The 23,617-nt window shown below is 60.2% G+C and carries 20 protein-coding genes; 12 read left to right on the forward strand and 8 right to left on the reverse strand.

Annotation, left to right across the window (positions count from 1 at the left end; all coding sequences use genetic code 11):
• Positions 1–7 precede the first annotated feature (7 nt).
• From sucB to FHS06_RS12060, 3 genes are all read right to left on the reverse strand, one after another.
• Complete coding sequence (gene sucB, locus FHS06_RS12050) at positions 8–1,732, reverse strand: 2-oxoglutarate dehydrogenase, E2 component, dihydrolipoamide succinyltransferase (protein ID WP_167049594.1); 1,725 nt, start codon at positions 1,730–1,732, stop codon at positions 8–10.
• 62 nt (positions 1,733–1,794) lie between these two features.
• The gene (gene lpdA, locus FHS06_RS12055; protein ID WP_167049596.1) at positions 1,795–3,168 is read right to left on the reverse strand and encodes a dihydrolipoyl dehydrogenase; all 1,374 of its coding nucleotides are present in this window, start codon (positions 3,166–3,168) and stop codon (positions 1,795–1,797) included.
• Positions 3,168–4,643: a leucyl aminopeptidase gene (locus tag FHS06_RS12060; RefSeq protein WP_167049598.1), complete on the reverse strand. Its 1,476-nt coding sequence runs from the start codon at positions 4,641–4,643 to the stop codon at positions 3,168–3,170. The genes lpdA and FHS06_RS12060 overlap by 1 nt, the downstream gene beginning before the upstream one ends.
• A gap of 78 nt (positions 4,644–4,721) precedes the next feature.
• On the opposite strand from FHS06_RS12060, the gene FHS06_RS12065 reads away from it, so the two are divergent.
• The 3 genes from FHS06_RS12065 to FHS06_RS12075 all read left to right on the forward strand — a co-directional run bounded on the left by FHS06_RS12065 (position 4,722) and on the right by FHS06_RS12075 (position 7,882).
• On the forward strand, positions 4,722–5,648 hold the full coding sequence (locus FHS06_RS12065) for a proteasome assembly chaperone family protein (RefSeq protein WP_167049600.1): 927 nt from the start codon (positions 4,722–4,724) through the stop codon (positions 5,646–5,648).
• Between the two features lie 216 nt (positions 5,649–5,864).
• Positions 5,865–7,187, forward strand: coding sequence for an RNA polymerase sigma factor (locus FHS06_RS12070; protein ID WP_167049602.1), 1,323 nt, complete (start codon positions 5,865–5,867; stop codon positions 7,185–7,187).
• Entirely contained in the window at positions 7,187–7,882 is a 696-nt protein-coding gene (locus FHS06_RS12075) for a coenzyme F420-0:L-glutamate ligase (RefSeq protein ID WP_167050333.1), read from the forward strand. The genes FHS06_RS12070 and FHS06_RS12075 overlap by 1 nt, the downstream gene beginning before the upstream one ends.
• A gap of 17 nt (positions 7,883–7,899) precedes the next feature.
• Here the strand turns inward: FHS06_RS12075 and FHS06_RS12080 are convergent, their stop codons facing one another.
• Positions 7,900–8,922 carry a sugar-transfer associated ATP-grasp domain-containing protein gene (locus FHS06_RS12080; RefSeq protein ID WP_167049604.1) on the reverse strand — a complete coding sequence of 341 codons (1,023 nt, stop codon included), beginning with the start codon at positions 8,920–8,922 and terminating at the stop codon, positions 7,900–7,902.
• A 44-nt stretch (positions 8,923–8,966) separates the two neighbouring features.
• Between FHS06_RS12080 and FHS06_RS14035 the strand changes: the two genes are divergently transcribed.
• Together FHS06_RS14035 and FHS06_RS14375 are read left to right on the forward strand one after the other, a co-directional pair.
• On the forward strand, positions 8,967–9,638 hold the full coding sequence (locus FHS06_RS14035) for an alanine racemase C-terminal domain-containing protein (RefSeq protein WP_310734816.1): 672 nt from the start codon (positions 8,967–8,969) through the stop codon (positions 9,636–9,638).
• Positions 9,635–10,660, forward strand: coding sequence for an alanine racemase (locus FHS06_RS14375; RefSeq protein WP_167049608.1), 1,026 nt, complete (start codon positions 9,635–9,637; stop codon positions 10,658–10,660). The genes FHS06_RS14035 and FHS06_RS14375 overlap by 4 nt, the downstream gene beginning before the upstream one ends.
• Before the next feature lie 3 nt (positions 10,661–10,663).
• Here the strand turns inward: FHS06_RS14375 and FHS06_RS12095 are convergent, their stop codons facing one another.
• Positions 10,664–10,882, reverse strand: a complete 219-nt coding sequence (locus FHS06_RS12095; RefSeq protein WP_165138085.1) for a DUF7455 domain-containing protein — start codon at positions 10,880–10,882, stop codon at positions 10,664–10,666.
• A 194-nt stretch (positions 10,883–11,076) separates the two neighbouring features.
• On the opposite strand from FHS06_RS12095, the gene FHS06_RS12100 reads away from it, so the two are divergent.
• Positions 11,077–13,146 carry a DNA gyrase/topoisomerase IV subunit B gene (locus tag FHS06_RS12100; protein ID WP_375138701.1) on the forward strand — a complete coding sequence of 690 codons (2,070 nt, stop codon included), beginning with the start codon at positions 11,077–11,079 and terminating at the stop codon, positions 13,144–13,146.
• Between the two features lie 25 nt (positions 13,147–13,171).
• Here the strand turns inward: FHS06_RS12100 and FHS06_RS12105 are convergent, their stop codons facing one another.
• Complete coding sequence (locus tag FHS06_RS12105) at positions 13,172–15,619, reverse strand: DNA gyrase/topoisomerase IV subunit A (protein WP_167049610.1); 2,448 nt, start codon at positions 15,617–15,619, stop codon at positions 13,172–13,174.
• A 60-nt stretch (positions 15,620–15,679) separates the two neighbouring features.
• On the opposite strand from FHS06_RS12105, the gene FHS06_RS12110 reads away from it, so the two are divergent.
• Positions 15,680–16,807, forward strand: coding sequence for an alkaline phosphatase family protein (locus FHS06_RS12110; RefSeq protein ID WP_167049612.1), 1,128 nt, complete (start codon positions 15,680–15,682; stop codon positions 16,805–16,807).
• Here the strand turns inward: FHS06_RS12110 and sepH are convergent, their stop codons facing one another.
• The gene (gene sepH / locus FHS06_RS12115; protein WP_167049614.1) at positions 16,808–17,845 is read right to left on the reverse strand and encodes a septation protein SepH; all 1,038 of its coding nucleotides are present in this window, start codon (positions 17,843–17,845) and stop codon (positions 16,808–16,810) included.
• A gap of 206 nt (positions 17,846–18,051) precedes the next feature.
• On the opposite strand from sepH, the gene FHS06_RS12120 reads away from it, so the two are divergent.
• The gene (locus FHS06_RS12120; RefSeq protein WP_167049618.1) at positions 18,052–18,345 is read left to right on the forward strand and encodes a DUF4193 domain-containing protein; all 294 of its coding nucleotides are present in this window, start codon (positions 18,052–18,054) and stop codon (positions 18,343–18,345) included.
• On the opposite strand, the gene FHS06_RS12125 is transcribed toward FHS06_RS12120, so the two are convergent.
• Entirely contained in the window at positions 18,320–18,808 is a 489-nt protein-coding gene (locus tag FHS06_RS12125; RefSeq protein WP_167049620.1) for a DUF3093 domain-containing protein, read from the reverse strand. The two genes, FHS06_RS12120 and FHS06_RS12125, sit on opposite strands and share 26 nt — an antisense overlap.
• A gap of 18 nt (positions 18,809–18,826) precedes the next feature.
• On the opposite strand from FHS06_RS12125, the gene dut reads away from it, so the two are divergent.
• The 4 genes from dut (at position 18,827) to acnA (ending at position 23,559) form a co-directional block, all read left to right on the forward strand.
• Complete coding sequence (gene dut, locus FHS06_RS12130; RefSeq protein WP_167049622.1) at positions 18,827–19,276, forward strand: dUTP diphosphatase; 450 nt, start codon at positions 18,827–18,829, stop codon at positions 19,274–19,276.
• A complete protein-coding gene (locus FHS06_RS12135; protein ID WP_167049624.1) occupies positions 19,273–19,875 on the forward strand; it encodes a DUF3710 domain-containing protein in 603 nt (200 codons plus the stop codon). The genes dut and FHS06_RS12135 overlap by 4 nt, the downstream gene beginning before the upstream one ends.
• The gene (locus tag FHS06_RS12140) at positions 19,872–20,591 is read left to right on the forward strand and encodes a DUF3159 domain-containing protein (protein WP_167049626.1); all 720 of its coding nucleotides are present in this window, start codon (positions 19,872–19,874) and stop codon (positions 20,589–20,591) included. Before FHS06_RS12135 ends, FHS06_RS12140 begins: the two co-directional genes overlap by 4 nt.
• A 139-nt stretch (positions 20,592–20,730) precedes the next feature.
• Positions 20,731–23,559 (forward strand): aconitate hydratase AcnA, encoded by a 2,829-nt coding sequence (gene acnA / locus FHS06_RS12145; RefSeq protein WP_167049628.1) that lies wholly within the window; start codon positions 20,731–20,733, stop codon positions 23,557–23,559.
• Positions 23,560–23,617 lie beyond the last annotated feature (58 nt).

The following is a 23,617-nucleotide window of genomic DNA, read 5'->3' on the forward strand; positions in this document are numbered from 1 at the left end:
CCTGAAATCAGGCGCCGAGTTGAGCCTCGAACTGCGCTGCTTCAAGGCGAACCTTCATTGCCGAGAGGAAGCGCGCAGCGTCGGCACCGTCGACGATGCGGTGATCGTAAGACAGCGCGAGGAAGACGTAAGAACGCACCGAAATTGCATCCCGTCCGTCCACCGTCACGACACCCGGGCGCTTCACGACAGCACCCGTGCCGAGAATTGCCGACTGCGGCAAGAACACGACTGGTGTGTCGAAGAGCGCACCGCGTGAGCCTGTGTTCGTCAGTGTGAACGTGCCACCTGCGAGCTCATCGGGCTTCAGCTTGTTGTTGCGCGTACGTGCTGCAAGATCACCGATCTCGTGAGCGATCTCAGCGATGTTCTTGTCGCCAGCGTCTCGCAGCACCGGTGTGAGCAAACCTCGCTCAGTGTCCACGGCAATCGAGAGGTTCTCGCCGGCGGGGTAGACGATCTTGTCGCCATCCACCGTTGCGTTGACGACGGGGAACGCCTTGAGCGCCTCAGCCGCGGCGAGGGCAAAGAAGGGGAGGAACGACAGCTTGTCGCCCGTCTTCTCGAGGAACTCAGCCTTCACCTTGTCGCGGTAACCAGAGAGCTTCGTCACGTCAACTTCAACAACCGTTGTCAGCTGCGCTGTGGCCTGCATCGACGCAACTGCACGCTCGGCGAGTACCTTGCGCAAGCGAGACATCGGCTGCGTCGTTCCGCGAAGCGGTGAGACCTCGACGGGAGCCGCGGCAGCGGGCGCCGACGGGGCGGCAGGTGCTGATGCGGCAACAGGAGCCTTCGCGGCTTCGGCGGCCTTGAGCACGTCTTCTTTTCGAATACGGCCACCAACACCGCTGCCCTTGACCGAAGCCAAGTCGACGCCCTGTTGTGAGGCGAGACGACGAACGAGCGGCGTCACATACGTGACTCCGTCATCGTCTGAGGATTCCGCCGGGGCTGGCGCGGGAGCCTCGGGGGCCTTTTCGGATGCTGCGGGCTCAGCCTTTGCCGGCGCTTCTGCTGCTTCTACTTCGACAGGCTTTTCCGTCGAAGGAGCTTCAGGTGCAGCTTCAGCCGCGGGTGCGTTGTCTGCTGCTGGCGCCTCGGCCGGAGCTTCAGCCGGAGCCGCTGCACCGTCACCGATGCGAGCAAGCACGCTGCCGACCTCGATGGTCTCGTCTTCTTGCACGAGAATCTCTTGGAGCGTGCCGCTGAAGGGCGAAGGAATTTCGGTGTCGACCTTGTCAGTCGAAATCTCGAGCAATGCTTCGTCGGTCTCAACAGAGTCACCGACCTGCTTGAGCCAGCGGGTTACTGTGCCCTCGGTGACGCTTTCACCGAGTTCGGGGAGGACAACGTCTTTTCCACCGCTCGATGCGGGCGCGGGCGTTGGCTCGGCTGGCGCAGACTCTTCTTCCTTCGCAGGTTCGGCCGGCGCAGGCTCTTCAGCTGCGGGGGTCTCCTCTGCAGGAGCGGGGGACTCTTGCGGCGCGGATGATCCGTCGCCGATCTTCGCCAACACGGCGCCGACCTCAATTGTCTCGTCTTCTTCTACGAGGATTTCTTCGATAACGCCACTGACGGGCGAAGGAATTTCGGTGTCGACCTTGTCGGTCGAGATCTCGAGAAGACCTTCGTCTTCCTGGACGGTGTCGCCGACCTTTTTGAGCCAGCGGGTCACCGTACCCTCGGTGACGCTCTCGCCGAGCGCGGGGAGGACCACGGAAGTGCTCATGAGCTTGTCTCCTTCAATGTGAAACTTTCGTTCTAGCTTAGTGATGACTGCAGCCGGCCACGTCAAAGGCCGTGCAGCGGTTTTCCTGCAAGCGCGAGAAAGGCTTCGCCTAGTGCCTCGCTTTGCGTGGGGTGGGCGTGGATGTAAGGCGCGATGTCTTCGGGATGTGCATCCCAACCGACGACCAGTTGCGCTTCTGAGATCAGCTCGCCGACACGGTCGCCCAGAAGATGAACGCCCAATACCGGGCCTCCTACGCGGCGAACGACCTTAACAACCCCGGCGGTACCGAGAATTTCGCTACGGGCGTTTCCGGCAAGGTTGTACGTGTACGAACTGACGTCTTTCGCACCATACTCGGCTTCGGCGGCAGCAACGGATAGCCCGACTGATGCAACTTCGGGGTGGGAGTAGGTCACTTTTGGAATGTGTGTCTCGGGAATAACGACGGGCGCTAGCCCGGCAATCTCTTCTGCGACGAAAATTCCGTGTTGGAAACTTCGATGCGCCAGCTGAAGACCTGCAACCACATCTCCGACGGCCCACACACCGGGATGAGACGTTGCCAAACGCTCGTTCGCCACGATGAATCCGCGCTCCGTGCTGATTCCTGCCTCAGTCAATCCAAGGTCGGCAGTAACAGGCGCGCGCCCCACGGCGACAAGCAAGTAGTCGGCGGAGTGGGTTGCACCATTCGCGAGAGTGACTTCAACGGCATCCGACGTTTGAGCAACTCCGCTGAAGGGGGTTCCCAACGAGAAGGCGATGCCTCGTTTGCGGAATGCGCGCTCGAGCCCCTTCGACACATCGATGTCTTCGGTGGGCAAGAGGTGGTCGGCGCCCTCAACGATGGTGACGTCTGCGCCAAGAGAACGCCACATGCTCGCGAACTCCACGCCGATGACTCCGCCCCCGAGCACGACGACGCGCTCAGGAATTTCTGGAAGAGAAAGGGCTTCTTCGCTTGTGAGTACACGACCACCGATCTCGAGCCCCGGAAGCGTGCGCGAGGCCGATCCCGTTGCGATAACCAATGCATCGCCGCGGTAGGTGTCTTCACCTACGGTGACGATACGGTCCGCAGATACGACTCCTGCTCCCGAAACAACAGTGACACCACGAGTGCTGAGCAGTCCTTGGAGTCCTTGAAACTTTTTCGCGACGATCTTGTCTCGGTATGCGTGGAGAGCACCGACATCAACCCCGTTGTACTCGGCATTGATACCCACCAGAGCGGCGTCTCGCGCGGCATCCGCCACTTCACCGGCATGGAGCATCGCCTTCGTCGGAATGCATCCTCGGTGCAGGCATGTGCCGCCCACCTTGTCTTTCTCGATGAGGATGACGGACTTGCCAAGTTCACGGGCGCGAAGTGCCGTTGCGTAACCGCCGCTCCCGCCACCCAACACCACAATGTCTGCGGAGTGCGCCGCCATCATCGGCCGCCAGCGAGGAGCGCGACGAGGCTGCGCACAGTTGCTGCTGTCGGTCCCTTATCGGTGTAACCGAATCCGCCGCCTTTGTTCATGCCGACGCCGGCGATATCGAGGTGAACCCAAGGAATCCGGGCAGCGTCGGCGTCTTCCGACACGCGACCAACAAAGCGCCGAAGGAATAGTCCCGCAAACATTGAGCCCCCTGCAGGGTCACCGATCTTCGCGTTCTGCATGTCGGCGATGGGGGAGTCGAGCTCATCTTCCATGTGAGCGGGAAGCGGCAGCTGCCATGCGAGCTCACCGACCTCATTCGCCGTCCGAAGATAGGCACTGACAGCGTCGTCGTCACCCATGACACCGGTGTGCCGAGTCCCGAGGGCGACGGTCACGGCGCCCGTGAGAGTCGCGATGTCGACGATCAAGTCCGGGTTCTCGCGGCTCGCCGCAACGAGGCCGTCAGCGAGTACGAGGCGGCCTTCGGCATCTGTATTGAGAACCTCAACGGTTGTGCCATCGAGCATCCGCAGTACGTCTCCGGGCCGCGTCGCGCGCCCCGAGGGCATGTTGTCGGCGATGCACAACCACGCTGTCACGTGAACCGGAAGCTCGAGGGTCGCGGCGGCACGCAAAACAGCGAGCGCCGTCGCGGCGCCGCACATGTCGTACTTCATGCCGACCATCGACCCGGCGGGCTTGAGGGAAAGACCACCTGTGTCGAATGTGATTCCCTTGCCGACAAGAGCGACGTGGCGCTCGGCGTTTGCCGGTGCGTAGTCGAGCCGAACGAGACGCGGCGGGCGATCTGAGCCCTGACCGACGCCAAGGATGCCGCCATAACCCTGCTCGGCAAGTTGCTTTTCGTCGAGCACAGTAACGTCAACGCCCAGGTCTGCGACCTCCGCGATGGCTCGTTCGGCGAAATCGGCGGGACCGAGCCACTCGGCGGGCGTCGATACGAGGTCCTTCACCAGCGCGGACGCTGAGGCGATCGCCTGAGCCGTGCGCAATGCCTTATCGGAATCCGAGTCGGCATCGGCGTGAATGATCACGCGAGATGCACGGCGAGTAGCGCCCGACTTCTTGTAGCCCTCGAATCGGTAGCCGCCGAGCGCAGCACCTTCTGCTGCGGCACTCCAGTACTGTTCTGCGCCGGGAAGCGAAACGGCGACGGTGTCAAAGCCAGTGAAGAGGCGCACGCCTGCGCCGACCGCATTTCGGATGCTGTTGGCATCGGGGGCCGCGCCAGTGCCGACAACGGCTAGGGGGAGCGATGTGGTCTCTGGTGCGTAGATGCGGCTGAGAGCACCCGCAGCACCGGTGAATCCGACGGCCTTCAATGCTTCGGATACACCTGGAAAAGATGTGAGATCAGTTGCGCCGGCCGCATCGAGCGGCGGAAGAGCGAGAAGAATCGCGTCGGCGTCGGCGGGGGACGATGGCAGAGCGCTGCTGAGCGCGAGCTCGGGAAACGGCATACCTCCATCCTAGGTTCGTGTCGCCGGTCGGGCGCGAAAGACGGCGCCAGGGTGCGCGTCGGATCGTAGAGTGGAGCTATGTCCTTTTCCGCTTCCTTGTTCGAAAGCCCTGAGCCGTCGCCGCACGTGCCGCAAGGTCTTCCGCTTGTCATTGCTCTGACAGGATTCACCGACGCCGGCGGAACAGTTTCGCAACTCGTTGACTACCTGCGCGGCGAACTCGGGCATGAGGTTATTGCCTCGTATCGCAATGACGTTCTCTTGGACTATCGAGCTCGCCGTCCGCTTATTTCTTTCGATGCTGATCACCTCACGGCGTACATTCCGCCGCGTCTCGAACTCAGCACTGCGCACGACGCTCTCGGTCAGCCGTTCCTTCTTCTCGCCGGATACGAGCCAGACTTCGGCTGGGAAGCGTTCGTTCAATCGGTACTCAGCTTCGCCGAGCGCTACGCGGTTTCTCACGTGACCTGGGTTCACGCCATCCCCATGCCTGTCCCTCATACGCGCCCTCTCGGAACAACAGTGTCTGGGACGCGTAAGGAGCTCACCGAAGCGCACTCGGTGTGGAAGCCACACACACAGATTCCAGCGACGGTAGGCCATCTCATTGAATATCGATTCGCACAGCAGGGCGATAAAATCGCTGGTTTTGCGCTTCTCGTTCCGCACTACTTGGGCGATACGGAATATCCGGGAGCAACGCTTGCGGCTCTCGACAGCATCACTGTGGCAACGGATTTGGTCTTCGCTGTCGATGAACTGCGCGAAGAGAACCGCGAGTACCTCGAGAAGGTGACCGAGCAGGTTTCGGGAAGCGAAGAACTCACTCGGATGCTCGAGAACCTCGAAGAACGTCATGACGCCTACATGGCTGGATCTACCCTCGGAACTCCTATTCTTCATGCCGGCGATTTGCCGAGCGCTGATGAACTCACGGCAGAACTTGAACGGTTCCTTGCCAATCGTCCGGGCGACGACGACACGCGCAATCCACTGCAATAGCGGTTCAGGGAATGTGCGCGCGGTCTCGGGCGTTGTCTCTTCCATAGAAGGACTCATCGTGTCAAGAGCGCGATGACAATGTGAGACAATGGATTTCTTGACCCGTTGTCACGGGGTCTACCGAGAAGTATTTGCGGCAGATCGACTTGACAAGGGTCTTACTAGTGTCCGAAAACTACCGGATGTGTGAAGATCGCTCCCGGTGAAAGGCGAACCGTGACCGCAGGCACGAAGACGAGTACCCGCTCCACCACGAAGAAGGACACCGACAACGAGGCTGTGGAGCCCGAGACTGAAACCACCAGCGCGGCGAAGAAGCCTGCTGCCGGTGCGACGGCTAAGAAGGCAGCAGCAACCAAAGCTGCCCCAAAGCGTAAAGCCAAGGCAGCTGCCACAGACGACGACGAGTCGGCTCAGGGCGACGAGGAAGTTGATTCCGCGGCCGACGCCGGCGATGACAGCGCTGCAAAGAAGTCCACCGCGAAGGCCGATGGCAGCGATGATGATGATGACGATGACGGCTCGGCGAAGCCGGCGTTCACCGAGGCACTTCCTACCGGCGCTATTGTCATCTCTTCGAGTGACGAAGACGATGCTCCGGTTTACTCGACACAGATCACCGGTGCGACAGCTGACCCGGTCAAGGACTACCTGAAGCAAATCGGTAAGGTTCCACTCCTCAACGCAGCCGAAGAGGTTGAGTTGGCGATGCGAATCGAAGCTGGCCTGTTTGCCGAAGAGAAGCTTTCGGCGATGTCAGCGGCAGAGAAGTCCGCGCAGCTGGGTCTTGACCTGCAGTGGGTTGCGCGCGACGGTCAGCGCGCGAAGTCGCACCTTCTGGGTGCCAACCTTCGACTCGTCGTCTCGCTCGCCAAGCGCTACACCGGACGCGGAATGCAGTTCCTCGATCTCATCCAAGAGGGAAACCTCGGATTGATCCGTGCTGTTGAGAAGTTCGATTACACCAAGGGCTTCAAGTTCTCGACCTACGCCACCTGGTGGATTCGTCAGGCGATCACTCGCGCTATGGCTGATCAAGCTCGCACGATCCGCATCCCGGTGCACATGGTTGAGGTCATCAACAAGCTCGCTCGTGTGCAGCGCCAGATGCTTCAGGATCTCGGTCGCGAACCCACGCCCGAAGAACTGAGCCGCGAACTCGACATGACCCCTGAAAAGGTCGTTGAGGTGCAGAAGTACGGTCGCGAGCCTATTTCGCTCCACACTCCACTCGGTGAAGACGGCGACAGCGAGTTCGGCGACCTTATTGAGGACACCGAAGCAGTTGTTCCCGCGGATGCTGTTGGTTTCACAATGTTGCAGCGCCAACTCGAGTCTCTTCTTGATTCGCTCTCTGAGCGTGAGGCCGGAGTGATCCGGATGCGATTCGGCCTTGGCGATGGCCAACCGAAGACTCTCGATCAGATTGGCGACACCTTCGGTGTCACGCGTGAGCGAATTCGTCAGATTGAGTCCAAGACGATGGCGAAGCTTCGCCACCCGTCCCGTTCGCAGTCTCTTCGGGACTACCTCGAGTGATCGGCGATGCCAATGAGGGCAAGGCTCTCACCGTTGATGTTGACGGTGAGAGCTTCGCCCGCATCCCGATTCGTACCCGAGTGGTTATGCCGGGTGACGATCTCGACGTCTTCATTTCGGATTACGCCAAAACCGAAGTGCGATCAGGTGACCTGCTTTTCGTGACCGAAAAGATCGTCGCGATCACGCAGGGTCGATCGTTTCCGATCAGTGACATCACTCCGCGCCTCCTGGCGCGTGTGCTGTCGCGTTATGTCGTCAAAACGCCATACGGCATCGGGCTCGGTATGCCCGAGACGATGGAAATGGCTCTTCGTGAGTGCGGGACACCCCGCATCCTGTTTGCTGCTGCGGTATCTGCGGTTACGAAGGTTTTCGGGCGTCGTGGCGATTTTTACCGAGTAGCGGGCGATAAAGCTCGCGCCATCGATGGCCCGACCAGCGGCACAATTCCTCCGTACAACGAGGCAGTGGTTCTCGGCCCGGAACGTCCCCGCGACGTTGCACGCCACCTGAAGAGCCTGCTGCCCGCAGGTGTGGAGGTCGCTGTCGTTGATATCAATGACATCGGCGGCAACATTCTGGGCTCGACGCTTGATCGCGCCGGAGAGTCACGTCTCGTGAAGATCCTCGGCGACAACCCGCTGGGCCAGGGCCACCAGTCCACGCCGCTCGGAATTATCCGAGCGGCGTAAGCCTGAGTAGATCGGCTTTAGAAGCCGATCGCTTTGCGGTACCGGTCCTTGTTGCCGGTTCGGATGCCGGTGGCACTCGGTTTGTTCTCGTACACGCCAGCGCCCCAGTTTCCTTCTACAAGTACTGGGCCGTCTGGTGTGACGACGATGTCCCAGCCGACGTACTGCACCTGCGGAATTACCCGGGCGACCTGGTCGACGAACGCAATGACGTCGTCGATCATCGGCAGCTGGAAGTCTGCGATGCGTGCGCCGCTATCGGGGTGGAATTCGTGCACGTGGCTGTGTGAGTCGTATCCCGGCCCCATGGAATGGCCGCGCTCGTCGAGCATCGTGTAAAAGCCACCGAACGTCATCTGATCGCTCACCTCACCGCGACCAAACTTCTGTGCCATCGCGAGAATGTGTGTCTTCGTGCCGTCAAAGAACGCCGTGACTCGTGTTGTGTTCACAGTCCCGGGGCAAACGGCAGCGAGGTCAGCGTGCTGCGTGATGACTTCTTCGATCAGCAGCTCGCCTCGCGAAAGAAGTCCCGCGTGAAATTCTGCCCAGTCTGTGACATCGGCGGCGTGATAGCGGTGAACACCGGTACCCGCTTGTCCGATCGGTTCCTTCGTGACGATTGTGCCTAGACGCTCGGTAAGCTCTCGCACCGCCTCGGCATTGTCAGGAGCTACCACGAGCCATTCGCGGCGGAGGTAGTCGGCAAAAACTCGGTCGAATTCAAGCTTGTCGTGGAAGATGTGACGAAAAGCCGGATCGTCATACTTTTGCGACAGCTGGTTGGAAACCGGGTGGGTCATATACGTTGCGCGCTCATCGCGCGTCAGGATCGCGAAGTCGTAGTCGATGTAGTCCTGAAATCCCACATTCCGAAAGCCAGCCTGCCAGAGCATGTCGGCGACAACTGCTGGTGTCCACTTGCTGTGAGCAGTAGACGCCTCCTTGGCCCGCTCGATCACTGAGCCGACGTTGATGCGCTGCGCACGGGCGGCGAGGTAGCGAAGACGAGTAGAGAGGCCGAGGCGCTGGGATGACATGCATTCTCCGAATAAGAACAGGGGACCCGGATAGTCTAGATGGCGTGAATGTAGACCAGTCGGAAGCAGACCGCACCACTGGAACATCAACACCCATCGCGTTCGTCAACATGACAGCTCTGACATCAAACGCGCGTCGCATCGCCGCGGAAGATGGCACGGATCCGATCTTTGACCTGCGCGCCAATGCCTGGGGGTTTGACCTCCGTCGCGTGAGCGAGGTCGTTCTCGCTGCCGGCATCTCCGCGTCGAAGGAGGAGGAGATGCCGGCCGATGTCGCGGCCACTGAGCGCCTCTACGGCTTCACCGGAGCACAGTCTTCGTCTGTGCTGAGCCTGCACGGCACCGTGCTCTCAGCGAAGCCGTTGCGCCGAGGCGAAGGTGTCTCGTACGGATACCGCTACCGTGCGCGTCACGACACGAATGTCGCACTCGTCACCGGGGGCTATGCGCAAGGGATTGTGCGGATGCTGGGCAACCGTGCTCATGTGACGGTAGCGGGTGCTCGTTGCCCCATTGTGGGCCGCGTCGCAATGGACGTGAGTGTGATTGACGTCGGCACTCTTCCCATCCGCAGAGGCGACAGTGTCGTCTACCTGGGTGACCACTTGCTAGGGGAGACAACTGTGCAGGACTGGTCAGCCATGACCGGGATGACGACGCGTGAGATTGCCGCCGGCATCCTGACACGCGCACGAACGGAGCACATTTCGTGACCGCCCATCTCGATGTGAATCTCACCCTTCTTGCGGCGAATATCGCGAGCGTTAGCGGTCGCATTGCGCCCGCGGAGCTCATGCTCGTGGTGAAAGACGATGCCTATGCCCACGGCATCATCTCCGTTGTCGCGCGCGCTTTTGATGAGGGAGTTCGCTGGTTCGGAGCGTTCGACATCGCGTCCGCCGCCAAAGTCCGTCGGACCGTTGGCTCACAGGCACGAATCTTCGTATGGATTGCTGTGACGCGGAAGGAGATCGAAGAGGCCTTGGATCTCGACCTCGATTTCGGCGTCGGCGATCCCGGAATGCTCGAAGATGTGGCCGCAGCGTCAGGCGCACGTCGAGCACGCGTGCATCTGAAGATTGATACTGGGCTTCACCGCAACGGCATACGGCCTGAGGACTGGGTTGCGGTCGCCGCACGAGCCAGGTCCCTTGAGGCTGCCGGAGCGATCGACGTGGTCGGTGTGTGGAGCCATATCGCTGAAGCATCCGATGAAGAAGACGATAAGGCCCGCGAACTTTTCGATGCCGCCGTCTTGCAGGCCAGGGATGCTGGGCTAACGCCTTCAATTCTGCATCTGGCGGCAAGTGCTGCATCGTGGGAACGACCGGAGTTCCGATACGACATGGCTCGAGTTGGCGCATATTGCTACGGCATCCGCCCCGCCGGTGGCCCGTCAGAGGCGGACCTGTCGATCTCGCCCGTCGCATCGCTTCGTTCTGTCGTAACTGCGATAGGGGAGACTGTCACCGTCGGGGTGGGTTCACTTCACGGTTTACCTTCGATCCTCGCGGCAAAAATGAAGGTGAAGACTCCGGACGGCTGGCGACTCGTCGTACGCGTCGATGACCTCGAAATGCAAGTGGAAAGCTGGCCATCAGCGCATGTCGGTGACGACGTGACCATTTACGGGCCCGACGCGATGTCGGCAACGGATCTTGCGGAAAAAATAGAAACGATCGGCGAAGAAATCGCGTTGCGCGTCTCGCCGATCGTTTCTCGAAGGTATATGTGAGCGCTAAACCGCTTCGGTAAGGCGCGATGTTTCGTCGTGCCACGATGTAGCGATGCTACGGAGCTTCTCTTCGTACTTGCGGCCGTGGTGGGCGCAAAAGAGAAGTTCGCTGCCGTTGACTTCGGCGGCGATGTAAGCCTGCGCGCCGCAAGAATCGCAACGGTCGGCGGCGGTCAGGCGGTACTCCATCGTGGGCTCAGCGGTACTCGTGAGCGTGGTCATGTCGGTGCCTCCTCTGTCATACAGCCTGTGACTGCGGGTGTCATCAATACAACCACGCGATTGTTTCTGGTATGCCGCCATGCGGTGACATTTCGCTCAGCGCGTACGCGCCAACATGACAAGCACGCGTCAGGCATGAAACATGCCGAGTGTCTGCGGCTCGCGTGTCGTCGCGGCTTATACCCTTGAAGATTGTGACCCCAGAGTATTCCGCCCATCATCTGCAGGTTCTCGAAGGACTTGAGGCCGTGCGTAAACGGCCGGGTATGTATATCGGGTCCACCGACTCACGTGGGCTCATGCACTGCTTGTGGGAGATCATCGATAATTCGGTCGATGAGGCACTCGGTGGCTACGGCGACAAGATTGAGATCGTCCTTCACTCCGACGGCAGCGTCGAGGTTCGCGACCGTGCCCGCGGGATTCCGGTAGATATCGAGCCACGCACGGGGCTCAGCGGTGTTGAAGTCGTTTTCACCAAGCTTCACGCGGGCGGCAAGTTCGGCGGGGGCTCCTATGCGGCATCCGGCGGCCTACACGGTGTTGGTGCCTCGGTGGTGAACGCGCTTTCGGAGCGGCTAGACGTAGAAGTTGACCGCGGTGGAAAAACCTGGGCCATGTCCTTCCACCGGGGCGAACCCGGCAACTTCGAAGGTGACACTCCCGACTCGACCTTCACCCCCTTTGAGTTTGGAAGCGAGTTGCGCGTTGCGGGCAAAGCTCCGCGTGGTGTGACAGGCACTCGTATTAGGTACTGGGCAGACAGCCAGATCTTCACGAAGGATGCCGCGTTCAATCTCGCCGAGTTGGAGCAACGCGCACGCCAAACTGCCTTCCTGGTTCCGGGCCTTGAAATCGCAATTCGCGACGAGCGGGAAGACGAACCGATCGAAACCAGCTATCGATTCGATGGCGGCATCTCAGAGTTCGCTGAATTCCTCGCACCCGATGCGCCCATTACCGACATCTGGCGTCTCACGGGCACGGGAACATTCACCGAAACCGTGCCCGTTCTTCAGCCAACCGGCGCGATGATTCCGACCGAAGTTGAGCGTTTGTGCGAAGTTGACCTCGCCGTTCGATGGGGTATCGGCTACGAAACAAGCTCGCGCTCATTCGTCAACATCATCGCGACTCCCAAGGGTGGAACTCACCAGCAGGGATTCGAACAGGGTCTGATGAAGTTTCTGCGTTCTCAAGTGGAGCAGAACGCTCGTCGCTTAAAAGTGGGTAACGACAAACTTGAAAAAGACGACGTCCTCGCGGGCCTCACTGCTGTGCTGACTGTGCGGGTTCCCGAACCCCAGTTCGAGGGACAGACCAAAGAGATTCTGGGTACGCCCGCTGTTCGCCAGATCGTCTCCCAGGTTGTGACGGCAGCTTTGAAAGAGCGGTTCGCGTCGACAAAGCGCGACGACAAAGCGCAAACCTCTCAGCTTCTCGAAAAGATCGTCTCCGAGATGAAGGCGCGGATTTCGGCACGCACTCACAAGGAGACCCAGCGTCGTAAGAACGCATTGGAGTCTTCAACGCTCCCGGCGAAGCTCGTCGACTGCCGGTCAAGTGACGTCGCCGATTCCGAACTCTTCATCGTGGAGGGTGACTCTGCGCTCGGCACAGCAAAACTTGGGCGCAACAGCGAGTACCAGGCTCTGCTGCCGATCCGAGGCAAGATCCTCAACGTACAGAAGGCGTCGATCAGCGACATGCTCTCGAATGCCGAGTGCGCGTCGATCATTCAGGTCGTGGGAGCTGGTTCTGGTCGAAGCTTTGATCTGAGTGCCGCGCGCTACGGCAAAATCATTCTGATGAGCGACGCCGACGTTGACGGAGCGCACATTCGGACGCTCCTTCTCACACTGTTCTTCCGCTACATGCGGCCCCTGATCGAGGACGGCCGTGTCTACGCCGCGGTTCCCCCGCTTCATCGCGTCATCGTGCATCATCCCGGCACAAAACCCAACGAAATGATCTACACCTATAGCGAGAAGGAGCTTCACGATCTGATGAAGAAGCTCCGCTCATCGGGCAAGAAGTGGCAAGAGCCAGTGCAGCGTTACAAGGGTCTCGGCGAGATGGACGCCGAGCAGCTGGCAACCACCACGATGGACCGCGAAGGCCGTTTGCTCCGACGCGTGCGAGTGCAGGATGCCGAAGCCGCAGCATCGATGTTCGAACTCCTCATGGGCAATGAAGTGGCTCCTCGACGTGACTTCATCGTTACCTCCAGCGATCAACTAGGTCGGGAACGTATCGACGCGTAGTTCGCTATCGCGTGCTGGAGCTCGTTTAGCTGACGCTCGATCCAATAGCGCCGATCACACCGTCCGCGGGTTGACCCGAACCGTCGCGTTTCGCGCCACCGTCGGGAAGTTTCCGCACAGCACCATCCGTACCGACAGCGCGCGCACCGGCACCAACCCACGCAAGAGCGAGCGTGTCTTCTCCGCGACCGAATCTGTGTGCACGCACTCCACCGGTAGCACGGCCCTTTGCAGGGAACTCCGAGTAGGCACTTACTTTCGTGCTGCCGATATCAGTTCCAGGCAGGGCCGCAGAATTGGTGGACACCGTAATCACGGATGCCTCGTCAGCGGCGTCTGGAGCGACAACAGAGAACGCAATCACTGTGGTGCCGACCGAGAGCCTGATACCGGCCATGCCTCCCGCTGAACGTCCCTGGGGGCGCACTGTGCTGGTAGAAAAGCGCAGGAGCTGCGCGTCGGATGTGACGAAAACAATTTCGGAGTCGTCTGGCGCGGGACTTGCCCCGACGACATAATCACGCGGCTTGAGCGCAATGATTTCGACTTCTTGCTTCGTGCCGAGTTCGGTCGCGGACACGCGCTTCACGACGCCCTGCGCGGTTCCGAGAGCGATCGCTGGGGCATCGTCGGCCAGCGGCACAAGAGCGAGAAGCTTCTCGGACTTCCCCAGGCCAAGATACTGATCCGCCCGCACTCCAGCAGAAAGCTGAACAGAGTTTCCTGGCACGGATGGGAGATCAACGGGGGAGAAGCGCACGAGGCGTCCTAGCGATGTCACGGCCCCGATGTCGCCGCGGGTTGTAGCGTTGACTGAGGAACGAACAGCGTCGTGTTTCATTCGGCGGGTGGGCGGCACGATACCTTCGCCGTCTTCGGCAAGTTCGGCACGTACCATTCGGCCAGTTGCCGAAAGGAATACACGGCACGGTGTGTCGGCAATCTGCAGATCGCCCTTCGGCTTCGCCGATCGCGACACGACCGGGCCACCGTTGAGTAGCACCGTGCGGCGCGGGTCACCGTGTGCTTCAGCAACAGCGTCAAGTTCCAGCGCGACCTGAGCGCGCAAGCGTGCATCGCTGCCGAGCAGCTCTTCCAGCTCGGCAATCTCCGCGCGCAACGCGTCGCGCTCGGCCTCTAGCTCTACCCGAGAGAATCGGGTGAGGCGACGAAGGCGGAGCTCCAGGATGTATTCGGCCTGCGGATGTGAGAGATCGAACACGCCCATGAGCCGAGTGCGCGCTTGCTCTGCATCATCAGAGCTCCGAATAACCTGAATGACCTCATCGATGTCGAGGATCGCGATGAGTAGACCTTCAACAAGGTGCAGCCGTTCTTTGCGCCGCGCGAGGCGATAGCGGCTGCGTCTCGTGATGACCTGAATGCGGTGGTCGAGGTAGACGCGCAGCATCTCTTTGATGCCCAGAGTGCGTGGCCGACCGTCGACAAGCGCCACGTTGTTGATCGAGAAAGAATCTTCGATCGGCGTGTAGCGGTAAAGCTGCTCAAGCACAGCCTGCGGATCAAAACCGGTTTTAATCCCGATCACGAGCTGGAGTCCACGCGTGCGGTCGGTCAAGTCGGTGACGTCCGAAATACCCGTGAGCTTCTTGCTGCCTACGGCATCCTTGATCTTTTCAATGACCCGCTCTGGACCCACCATGTATGGCAGCTCCGTGATGATGATGCCGGTGCGTCGCGGCCCGATTGACTCGATGGAGGTCTTCGCGCGGGTGCGGAACGACCCACGCCCCGTCGTGTATGCCTCTTTGATGCCATCGAGTCCGACGATGATGCCGCCGGAAGGAAGGTCGGGACCCGGCATGTACTCCATCAGATCTTCGACGGATGCCTCGGGGTGCTCAAGCAGGTAAATGGCGGCGCCCACGACCTCAATGAGGTTGTGGGGCGCCATGTTGGTGGCCATTCCCACGGCAATTCCGGTAGCGCCGTTCACTAACAGGTTAGGGAACGCGGCGGGGAGAACTTCGGGCTGCTGAAACTGGCCATCGTAGTTGGGGATGAAATCTACGACGTCTTCGTCAAGGTCCGCTGTTAACGCGAGAGCCGCCGGCGCCAGGCGCGCCTCGGTGTAGCGCGCAGCTGCTGGACCGTCATCGAGAGAGCCGAAGTTGCCGTGCCCATCGACCAGCGGCACCCTAAGAGCCCATGACTGCGCGAGACGCACGAGAGCGTCATAAATCGGAGAGTCGCCGTGCGGGTGCAGCTTTCCCATGACTTCACCGACGACTCGAGCGCTCTTCACATGCCCACGATCGGGGCGGAGTCCCATTTCAGCCATCTGGTACAGGATTCGACGCTGAACCGGCTTCAAACCGTCCCGCGCGTCGGGCAGCGCCCGCGAGTAGATAACCGAGTAGGCGTACTCGAGGAATGAGCCTTGCATTTCGGCGGAGACGTCAATGTCTTCGATGCGGCCGTGATCTGTGGAAGCTTTGGAGGCAGAGGGCATCGTGGAGAACCTCGGATGGCGGTCGGGAGGGGTCAAGTGACGTATGAAAGACTGACCCAGATGTTAGAAAGCCTACCTGCGGAGCCTGCAAACGCCCGGAGCCTCACCGAATTACTCCCTGAAGTTCTGGCCTCGTTGGGTGGCGCCGCTCGTTGGTTGAAGCCAGCGCGGAGCGCAATAGTTTTCGTCGTTGACGGTCTCGGCGCCGCCCAGCTTTCTGCCCGTTCTGGCCACGCGCGGACTCTGTCAGCGGCCATGGGTAAGAAAGACACCGCACGCACGGTTTTTCCCAGCACGACTGCGGCCGCGTTGACGAGTCTCCTCACAGCATCGCCTCCTGGTGTGCACGGCTTGCTCGGTTACACGGTGCGAATCCCCGGAACGGATGTCGTGGCGAACCAGCTGAAGGGTTGGGAGACAGACGGGCTCGACCCCCATACCTGGCAACGAGCTATTCCGCTCTTTGCCAGAGAAGCTTCGTCGGGTCGTCCTTGTTTTGTTGTGTCGCGGCCCGAGTTCGAGCGAAGTGGATTCACCGAGGCAACGATGCGTGGCGCGACTTTCGTTGGCGCATCCTCGTTGCAGGACCGCGTTGCAGCAGCGACACAACTCGCGGTAGATCACCGCGGAGCGATCATCTACCTATACGCGCCCGAACTTGATAGCGCCGGGCATAAGAGCGGATGGGAATCCGGCGAGTGGGAAGCCGCGCTCGAAGACATCGATGCGGCTGCTTCACAACTCATCCGAACGATTCCCAGCGATGTCGGCATCGTCCTGACAGCTGATCACGGCATGGTCGATGTGCCGGCGTCGAAGCATGTGCTGCTCCAAGAAGATGATGAGGTTCTGACGGGGCTCGCGCGAATCGGCGGAGAGCCACGGATGCTTCACCTCTACGCCGAGCCGGGGAAACAAGGCGAGCTTTTCGACAGATGGCTGAAGGCTGAAGCTCACCGCTCGTGGGTTCTTTCTCGCGAACAAGCGGTCGAAGCGGGCCTGTTCGGCCCTGTTGCGAGCGAAGTGCTCGCGCGAATCGGTGACGTTATCGTTGCGGCTCGCGCAGATATCGCCTACTACGACGATCGACTTCCAAACAAAGGGCCGCAGCGGATGATCGGCCAGCACGGCTCGTTGACGGCTGCTGAGCGAGTCGTTCCACTCATCAGAGCTGGCGCCTACGCATAGTCATTCGTCGGTGCGTGCGCCGAAGACGATCTCGTCCCAGGACGGCATCGATGAACGGCCCTTGCGGCGGCTAGTGTCGCCCGTCGCGCGTCCCTCGGCCGAGCGCTCAGAAGAAAGAGATTCATCTGACTTCTCTGTTTCGTATCCCGGCTCGAGGGCGTCGAACAATGCGACGGGTGCGGGAGACTGCTCATCGCTGCTCGAATCGGGTGCAGGCTCCCGTTGACCGCGTCGACGACGGAGAGCTTCGAGAAGGTCAGCGGTCTCGCTCGACGCACTCGGCGCGTCGGGTGCGCGTTTGATTGCCGCATCCTGGGCAGCAGAATGCGCATGCGGGACAGGCCCGGTTGGTGACGTTGTCGGTTCTTCTGGCTCTTCGATCGTGCGGCGAGGTCCGAAAGCGGCACTGTCGAATCGTGATTCGTCTTTGAGGCCCGGCACATCGAGAGCTCGAAGGCGGGGGATAAGTCCCTCTGGCATCGCGCCCTGTCGAGACAGTTGAGTCGCATCAGCATTCAGCGGTGCGAGAGTGCTCCTGCGAGGGTCAAAGCTCCATCTCGCGTCGCGTTCCACTTCGCCGGCGGCGAACTCAAGCTTCACAACCCAACCGGTCTCGTCTTTCCAGCTGCTCCAGCGTTCGTCAGTGGCGCCCGCTTCTGCGAGTTTTGCGCGCACCGCTGTGCCGAAGGTCGCTGGGCCATCGTGATCAAAGTCGCCACCGAGCAGTACGGGAACCGAAAGCGCCTGCCCAACGATGAATTCACGCTCCGCTAGCACGGGACGTTCGTAGCGAACAACATCCTCGAGTTCGATGCCGAGCACCGCGGCCACTTCGGCGGTAGACAACCCAGAACGAATCTGAGCCTGAATATCGCGAGGGCTTGGGCGGGCCGCCCTAGACGACGGATCGCGGTCTCGCTGCGATCGACGCACCTCGGCCCGCAGTACTTCGTCGACGGGAACTGAAAAGCGTTCACCGGACTCGGTGGCCAAAATAAGTTTGCCGTCTTCGTTTCCGATGACTCTGAGTTGTTCCATGCGAGACACCCCTCCGATCTGCGGTGTTCAGACATCGTGACACAGCAGATTCAACCTGCTTGGAATATCCAGCGCGCGCCGCGAGTTTCACACATGCGACCACTCAAAAATCGCCAGCATTTGCGAATTGTCGAGAGGTCGTGCAAACTATGCCCGCCCGTTGGAGAAACGGCACAAAAGCATTCTGGAAGTAGAGACACACACGCATGGCCACCGATTACGACGCACCCCGCAAAACTGAGGACGACAGCGAGTCGATTGAAGCGCTCAAAGAACGCGTTCCTGACAGCCGTTCTGCCTCTGTGGGCGACGAAGACGCCGACAACCCTTCGGGATTCGAACTGCCCGGAGCAGACCTCTCCGACCTCGAACTCGATGTCGTTGTCCTCCCGCCTCAGGAAGACGAATTCACCTGTATGTCATGTTTCTTGGTGAAGCACCGCTCGCAGCTCGACAGCAATGGCGGCTCCGGCCCTATCTGCGTGGAGTGCGCGGCGTAACTTTCGCTCGGCGAATTGCCGCCGCTACCCGTTCCGGCGTGCGCGTGGAAAACACCCACGTCGGAACCGGGTCGTCCGCGTCATCGACCGGAACGACCAATATTCCGTCAATTCCGCCTCGAACGAAATGCCAAGACCGTGAGTCCAACCCGGGACCGCGCTGCATCCGCGCTTCTTCGCCAAGGTATACCGACGGATCACCGAGATAGTCGACGTCGATTCTGGCGCGACCAACACGGAGGATTCCGTCGCGCAATTCGATCACGGGCGAGAGTGCAATCGCACCGACGACAATAACTACAGCGACGACTACACCGACGATCAGCGCGATAGCGGCTCCAAGCGGAACGAACACGAGCGCCGCCATTGGCGCGAAAATTGCCGCTGCGAAGAGCGTCCACAGCGACGGACTTAGCCGTTCGCGGTACGTTGTCGCGGGTTGGCGGGTGCTGACGATTGTCATCTGCATTAGCCTCGTGGGGTGAGTGAATCGGTGGACGTTCCCATTATCGCGCCGGAAGTGCCCCGGTATGCGCACCCCGGCGACGCGGGCGCAGATCTCGTCTCGACCGAAACGGTGCTTCTACAGCCCGGCCAACGGTCGCTCGTCGGCACGGGCGTGAGCATTGCGCTCCCCGAGGGCTTTGTCGCGTTCGTTGTGCCACGCAGCGGGCTTGCCGCGAAGCACGGCATCACCGTCGTCAATTCTCCCGGCACTGTCGATGCCGGATATCGCGGCGAGATTAAGGTCGCGCTCCTCAACACAGACGCCACCGAGGCCTACGAAATCACGATCGGGGATCGCATCGCGCAGCTCGTGGTGATGGCAATTCCGCGGGTGCAATTTCTTCCCGTCACGACCCTTCCTGACAGCGCGCGAGGCGCCGGCGGATTTGGATCTACGGGTTACCAGACAGGGAGCATGAAATGACAGATGTGACACCGGAAAATCTCCCACGCAAGGCGGCACCTGCCGAACGTGAAACGACCGGGCCGTTCGACGACAGTGAAGCAAATCCGGTTCGCCCATATATCGACCTCGGCGGCATCAAAGTTCTGCCGCGGGAGGGCTTGAATCTTCGCCTCGAGGTTGAGGAACAGACGAAGCGAATTGTCGCAGTCGGACTTGATTACGCTGATTCGACTCTCCAGATCCAGCCTTTCGCAGCGCCACGAACAAGTGGACTCTGGGACGAAACACGCGAGCAGATCAAGGCTCAAGTCAAACAACAGGGTGGCCGCGTTGAAGAACGGGAAGGGCCCCTCGGCGCCGAACTCCTAGCGGAGGTTCCGGTAACGGTTGGTGGAGATTCATCGCAGTCAGCGAAACGCCTCGCGAGATTCGTCGGCGTTGACGGCCCGAGATGGTTTTTGCGCGGTGTCATCGGAGGATCTGCAACTTCTGACGTTGAAGCCGCGGCGAAGGTAGAGGACCTGTTTCGGTCTCTCGTCGTCGTGCGAGGTAACACTCCGATGCCGCCGCGTGACCTCATCCCTTTGAAGATGCCTGCCACACCAGGGACGGCATGAGCCAGCAGCACCCGGATGACCGCGACTCAGAGCGCGCCACATCCGCTGCCGACGTCTTTGGAGCCGCATTAAGCGGCGCAGCGCGCAAAGCAGGATTTGACCCGAACGACTCTCGCACTACCGGTCACGTTGTGTGGCACGCGATGGGCGGCTGGCGTGGCGTTATCGAGTCGGTTCTTCCGTCTCTTGCGTTTTTACTCGTTTACACCCTCTCGACCAATCTTCCGTGGGCGCTCGGCATCTCCGTAGGAACTGCATTGCTGTTCACAGTTGTGCGTTTCGTGCAGCGTCAGCCGCCGAGCGCAGCGCTTGGGGGCCTGGTTGCTGTTGCGGTAGCCGCAGCTCTCGCGCTTTTCACCGGGCGAGCTCAAGACAATTTTGTTCCTGGCCTGATCATCAACGGCGTCTATGCCAGCGGACTATTGATCTCTGCGCTCATCGGATGGGCGATCATTGGCGTCGCCGTGGGGTTCCTCATGGGTGAAGGCACCGCGTGGCGAGCCGACAAACGCAAGCGTCGAGTGTTTTTCTGGCTGACCATTGCGTGGGCTGGACTCTTCGCGGCGCGACTTGCCGTTCAACTACCGCTTTATCTTGCCGGAAACGTTGCGGCGCTTGGCACTCTAAAACTCGTCATGGGGTTGCCGCTCTTCGCTCCGTTGGTCGCGCTGACGTGGCTCACCGTTCGTGCCCTCTATCGCTCTGCTCCTGAGTGATACATTTATCTTGACATCAAGATAAATGTGGCTCGTGGTCGGCAGTAAGGATTACCTTGCTAGCCCCACGATCCGGGGGCAGGGATGATGGACGTCAGGCCCTCTCTATGAGCCTCTTGGCCGACGAAGGAGACGAACAGTGTCCACTGTTGACAGCTTCGGTGCGAAAAGCACCCTGACGGTCGGCAGCACCGACTACGAGATCTTCCGCATTGACACGGTGCCGGGCTACGAAAAGCTCCCATTCAGTCTCAAGGTGCTCCTTGAAAACCTGCTTCGCACCGAAGATGGCGCGAATGTGACGAAGGCGCAGATCGAGGCTTTGGGTTCGTGGGATGCCGCCGCCGAACCCGATACAGAGATTCAGTTCTCCCCGGCACGTGTTGTAATGCAAGACTTCACCGGCGTTCCCTGCATCGTCGACCTCGCCACGATGCGTGAAGCTGTCGCTGAGCTCGGCGGCGACCCGACCAAGATCAACCCGCTGTCGCCTGCTGAGATGGTCATCGACCACTCAGTGATCGCCGATCTGTTCGGAAGCGAAAACGCCCTCGAACGTAACGTCGAGATCGAATATCAGCGCAACGGTGAGCGGTACCAGTTCTTGCGCTGGGGTCAGACGGCGTTCGATGATTTCAAAGTTGTGCCTCCCGGAACCGGTATCGTGCACCAGGTCAACATCGAGCACCTCGCAAAGGTCACGTACGACCGCGAGGTAGGGGGAGTGCTTCGGGCGTATCCCGACACCTGCGTCGGCACTGACTCACACACGACGATGGTCAACGGCCTCGGCGTTCTCGGATGGGGTGTCGGCGGTATCGAAGCCGAAGCCGCCATGCTCGGTCAGCCCGTTTCGATGCTGATTCCTCGCGTTGTCGGTTTCAAGCTCACGGGGTCTATCCCCGCCGGTGTGACTGCGACTGACGTTGTACTCACCATTACCGACATGCTGCGCAAGCACGGCGTCGTCGGAAAATTTGTCGAGTTCTACGGCGAGGGTGTGGCATCCGTCCCCCTCGCAAACCGCGCCACCATCGGCAACATGAGCCCCGAATTCGGTTCTACCGCCGCGATGTTCCCAATTGACTCGGTCACAGTCGACTACCTTCGCCTGACAGGGCGTAGCGAGCAGACTCTCGCCCTCGTCGAGGCATACGCGAAGGAGCAGACGCTCTGGCACAACTCGGATCACGAGCCAATCTTCAGTGAATACATGGAGCTGGATCTTTCCACTGTTGTTCCATCGATTGCTGGGCCGAAGCGCCCTCAGGACCGCATCGAGCTTTCGCGGTCGAAGGAGCAGTTCGAGATTGACCTGACGAATTACGCCCACGTCGAACAGGATCTCGTCGACCTCGAAGGATCAGAGTCGTTCCCCGCCTCAGACCCGCCCGGAAACACTCCCGAAGATGCCGACAACGACCACGACTATCGCGCGCACTCCTACGCGCCGAAGTCGGTCTCGAAGCCAACGAGCGTGACACTTCCCGATGGGCAGTCCTTCACTCTTGACCATGGCGCTGTCACCATCGCCGCCATCACGTCATGCACCAACACATCAAACCCGTCGGTCATGCTCGCGGCCGGGCTGCTCGCTCGGAACGCAGTGAAGAAGGGCTTGAAGGCTAAGCCGTGGGTCAAGACAACTCTCGCGCCCGGGTCGAAGGTCGTTACCGATTACTACGAGAAGGCTGGCCTCACAAAAGATCTTGAGGACCTCGGCTTCTTCACAGTCGGGTACGGCTGCACCACGTGTATCGGAAACTCCGGGCCGCTGATCGAAGAGGTTTCTACCGCGATCAATGACAGCGACCTCGCTGTCACGGCTGTGCTCTCGGGTAACCGCAACTTCGAGGGTCGCATTAACCCCGATGTGAAAATGAACTACCTCGCGAGCCCCCCGCTCGTCATTGCGTATTCGCTTGCCGGATCGATGAACTTCGACTTCGAATCTGATCCGCTTGGCACCGATGCAGATGGCAAGGATGTCTTCTTGGCAGACATCTGGCCCGATGCTGCCGAGGTCCAGGCGACGATCGATTCCTCGATCAACAAAGAGATGTTCGACACGCAATATGCGAGCGTTTTCGAAGGCGACGACCGCTGGAAGAACCTTCCGACGCCCACTGGCAATGTTTTCGAATGGGATGCCGAGTCCACCTACGTGCGGAAGCCCCCGTACTTCGAGGGCATGACGATGGAGCTGACTCCTGTCAGCGACATCACGGGTGCTCGCGTGATGGCTACGCTCCTCGATTCGGTGACGACTGACCACATCAGCCCCGCCGGAAACATCAAGGTCGATAGCCCCGCAGGGCACTACCTTGCTGAACACGGCGTCGAGCGTAAAGACTTCAACTCCTACGGCTCGCGTCGCGGCAACCACGAGGTGATGATTCGTGGCACTTTCGCGAACATTCGACTCAAGAACCAGCTCGTTCGCTCGGTGAACGATGGTGCCGAGGTCGAGGGTGGTTACACACGCGACTTCACGCAGGCCGGTGGCCCGCAGTCGTTCATCTACGACGCCAGCGAGCACTACCAAGAGCAGGGCACGCCGCTCGTGATCTTTGGTGGCAAGGAATACGGCTCCGGCTCATCGCGTGACTGGGCAGCCAAGGGCACAAGCCTTCTTGGCGTAAAGGCAGTCATCACCGAAAGTTTTGAGCGCATCCACCGCTCGAACCTCATCGGTATGGGTGTTGTGCCGCTGCAGTTCCCGGCAGGAGAATCATGGACGTCGCTCGGGCTCGACGGCACCGAAGTGGTGTCGATCACAGGGCTCGAACAGCTCAATGAAGGCACGACGCCGAAGACCGTGAAGGTAACGGCTACTCCGAGTGAGTTCTCGGATGCGGGTAAGGCCACCGTAGAGTTTGATGCGATCGTTCGTATCGATACGCCCGGTGAGGCCGACTACTACCGCAACGGTGGGATCTTGCAGTACGTACTTCGCTCGCTCGTTTAGCAGCAACGTTGGAGGGCTCCGCGGGATTTACTCCGTGGAGCCCTCCAACGTTTTTTGT

This window comes from Microbacterium halimionae (genome assembly GCF_011761265.1).
GTDB classification, from domain to species: domain Bacteria; phylum Actinomycetota; class Actinomycetes; order Actinomycetales; family Microbacteriaceae; genus Microbacterium; species Microbacterium halimionae.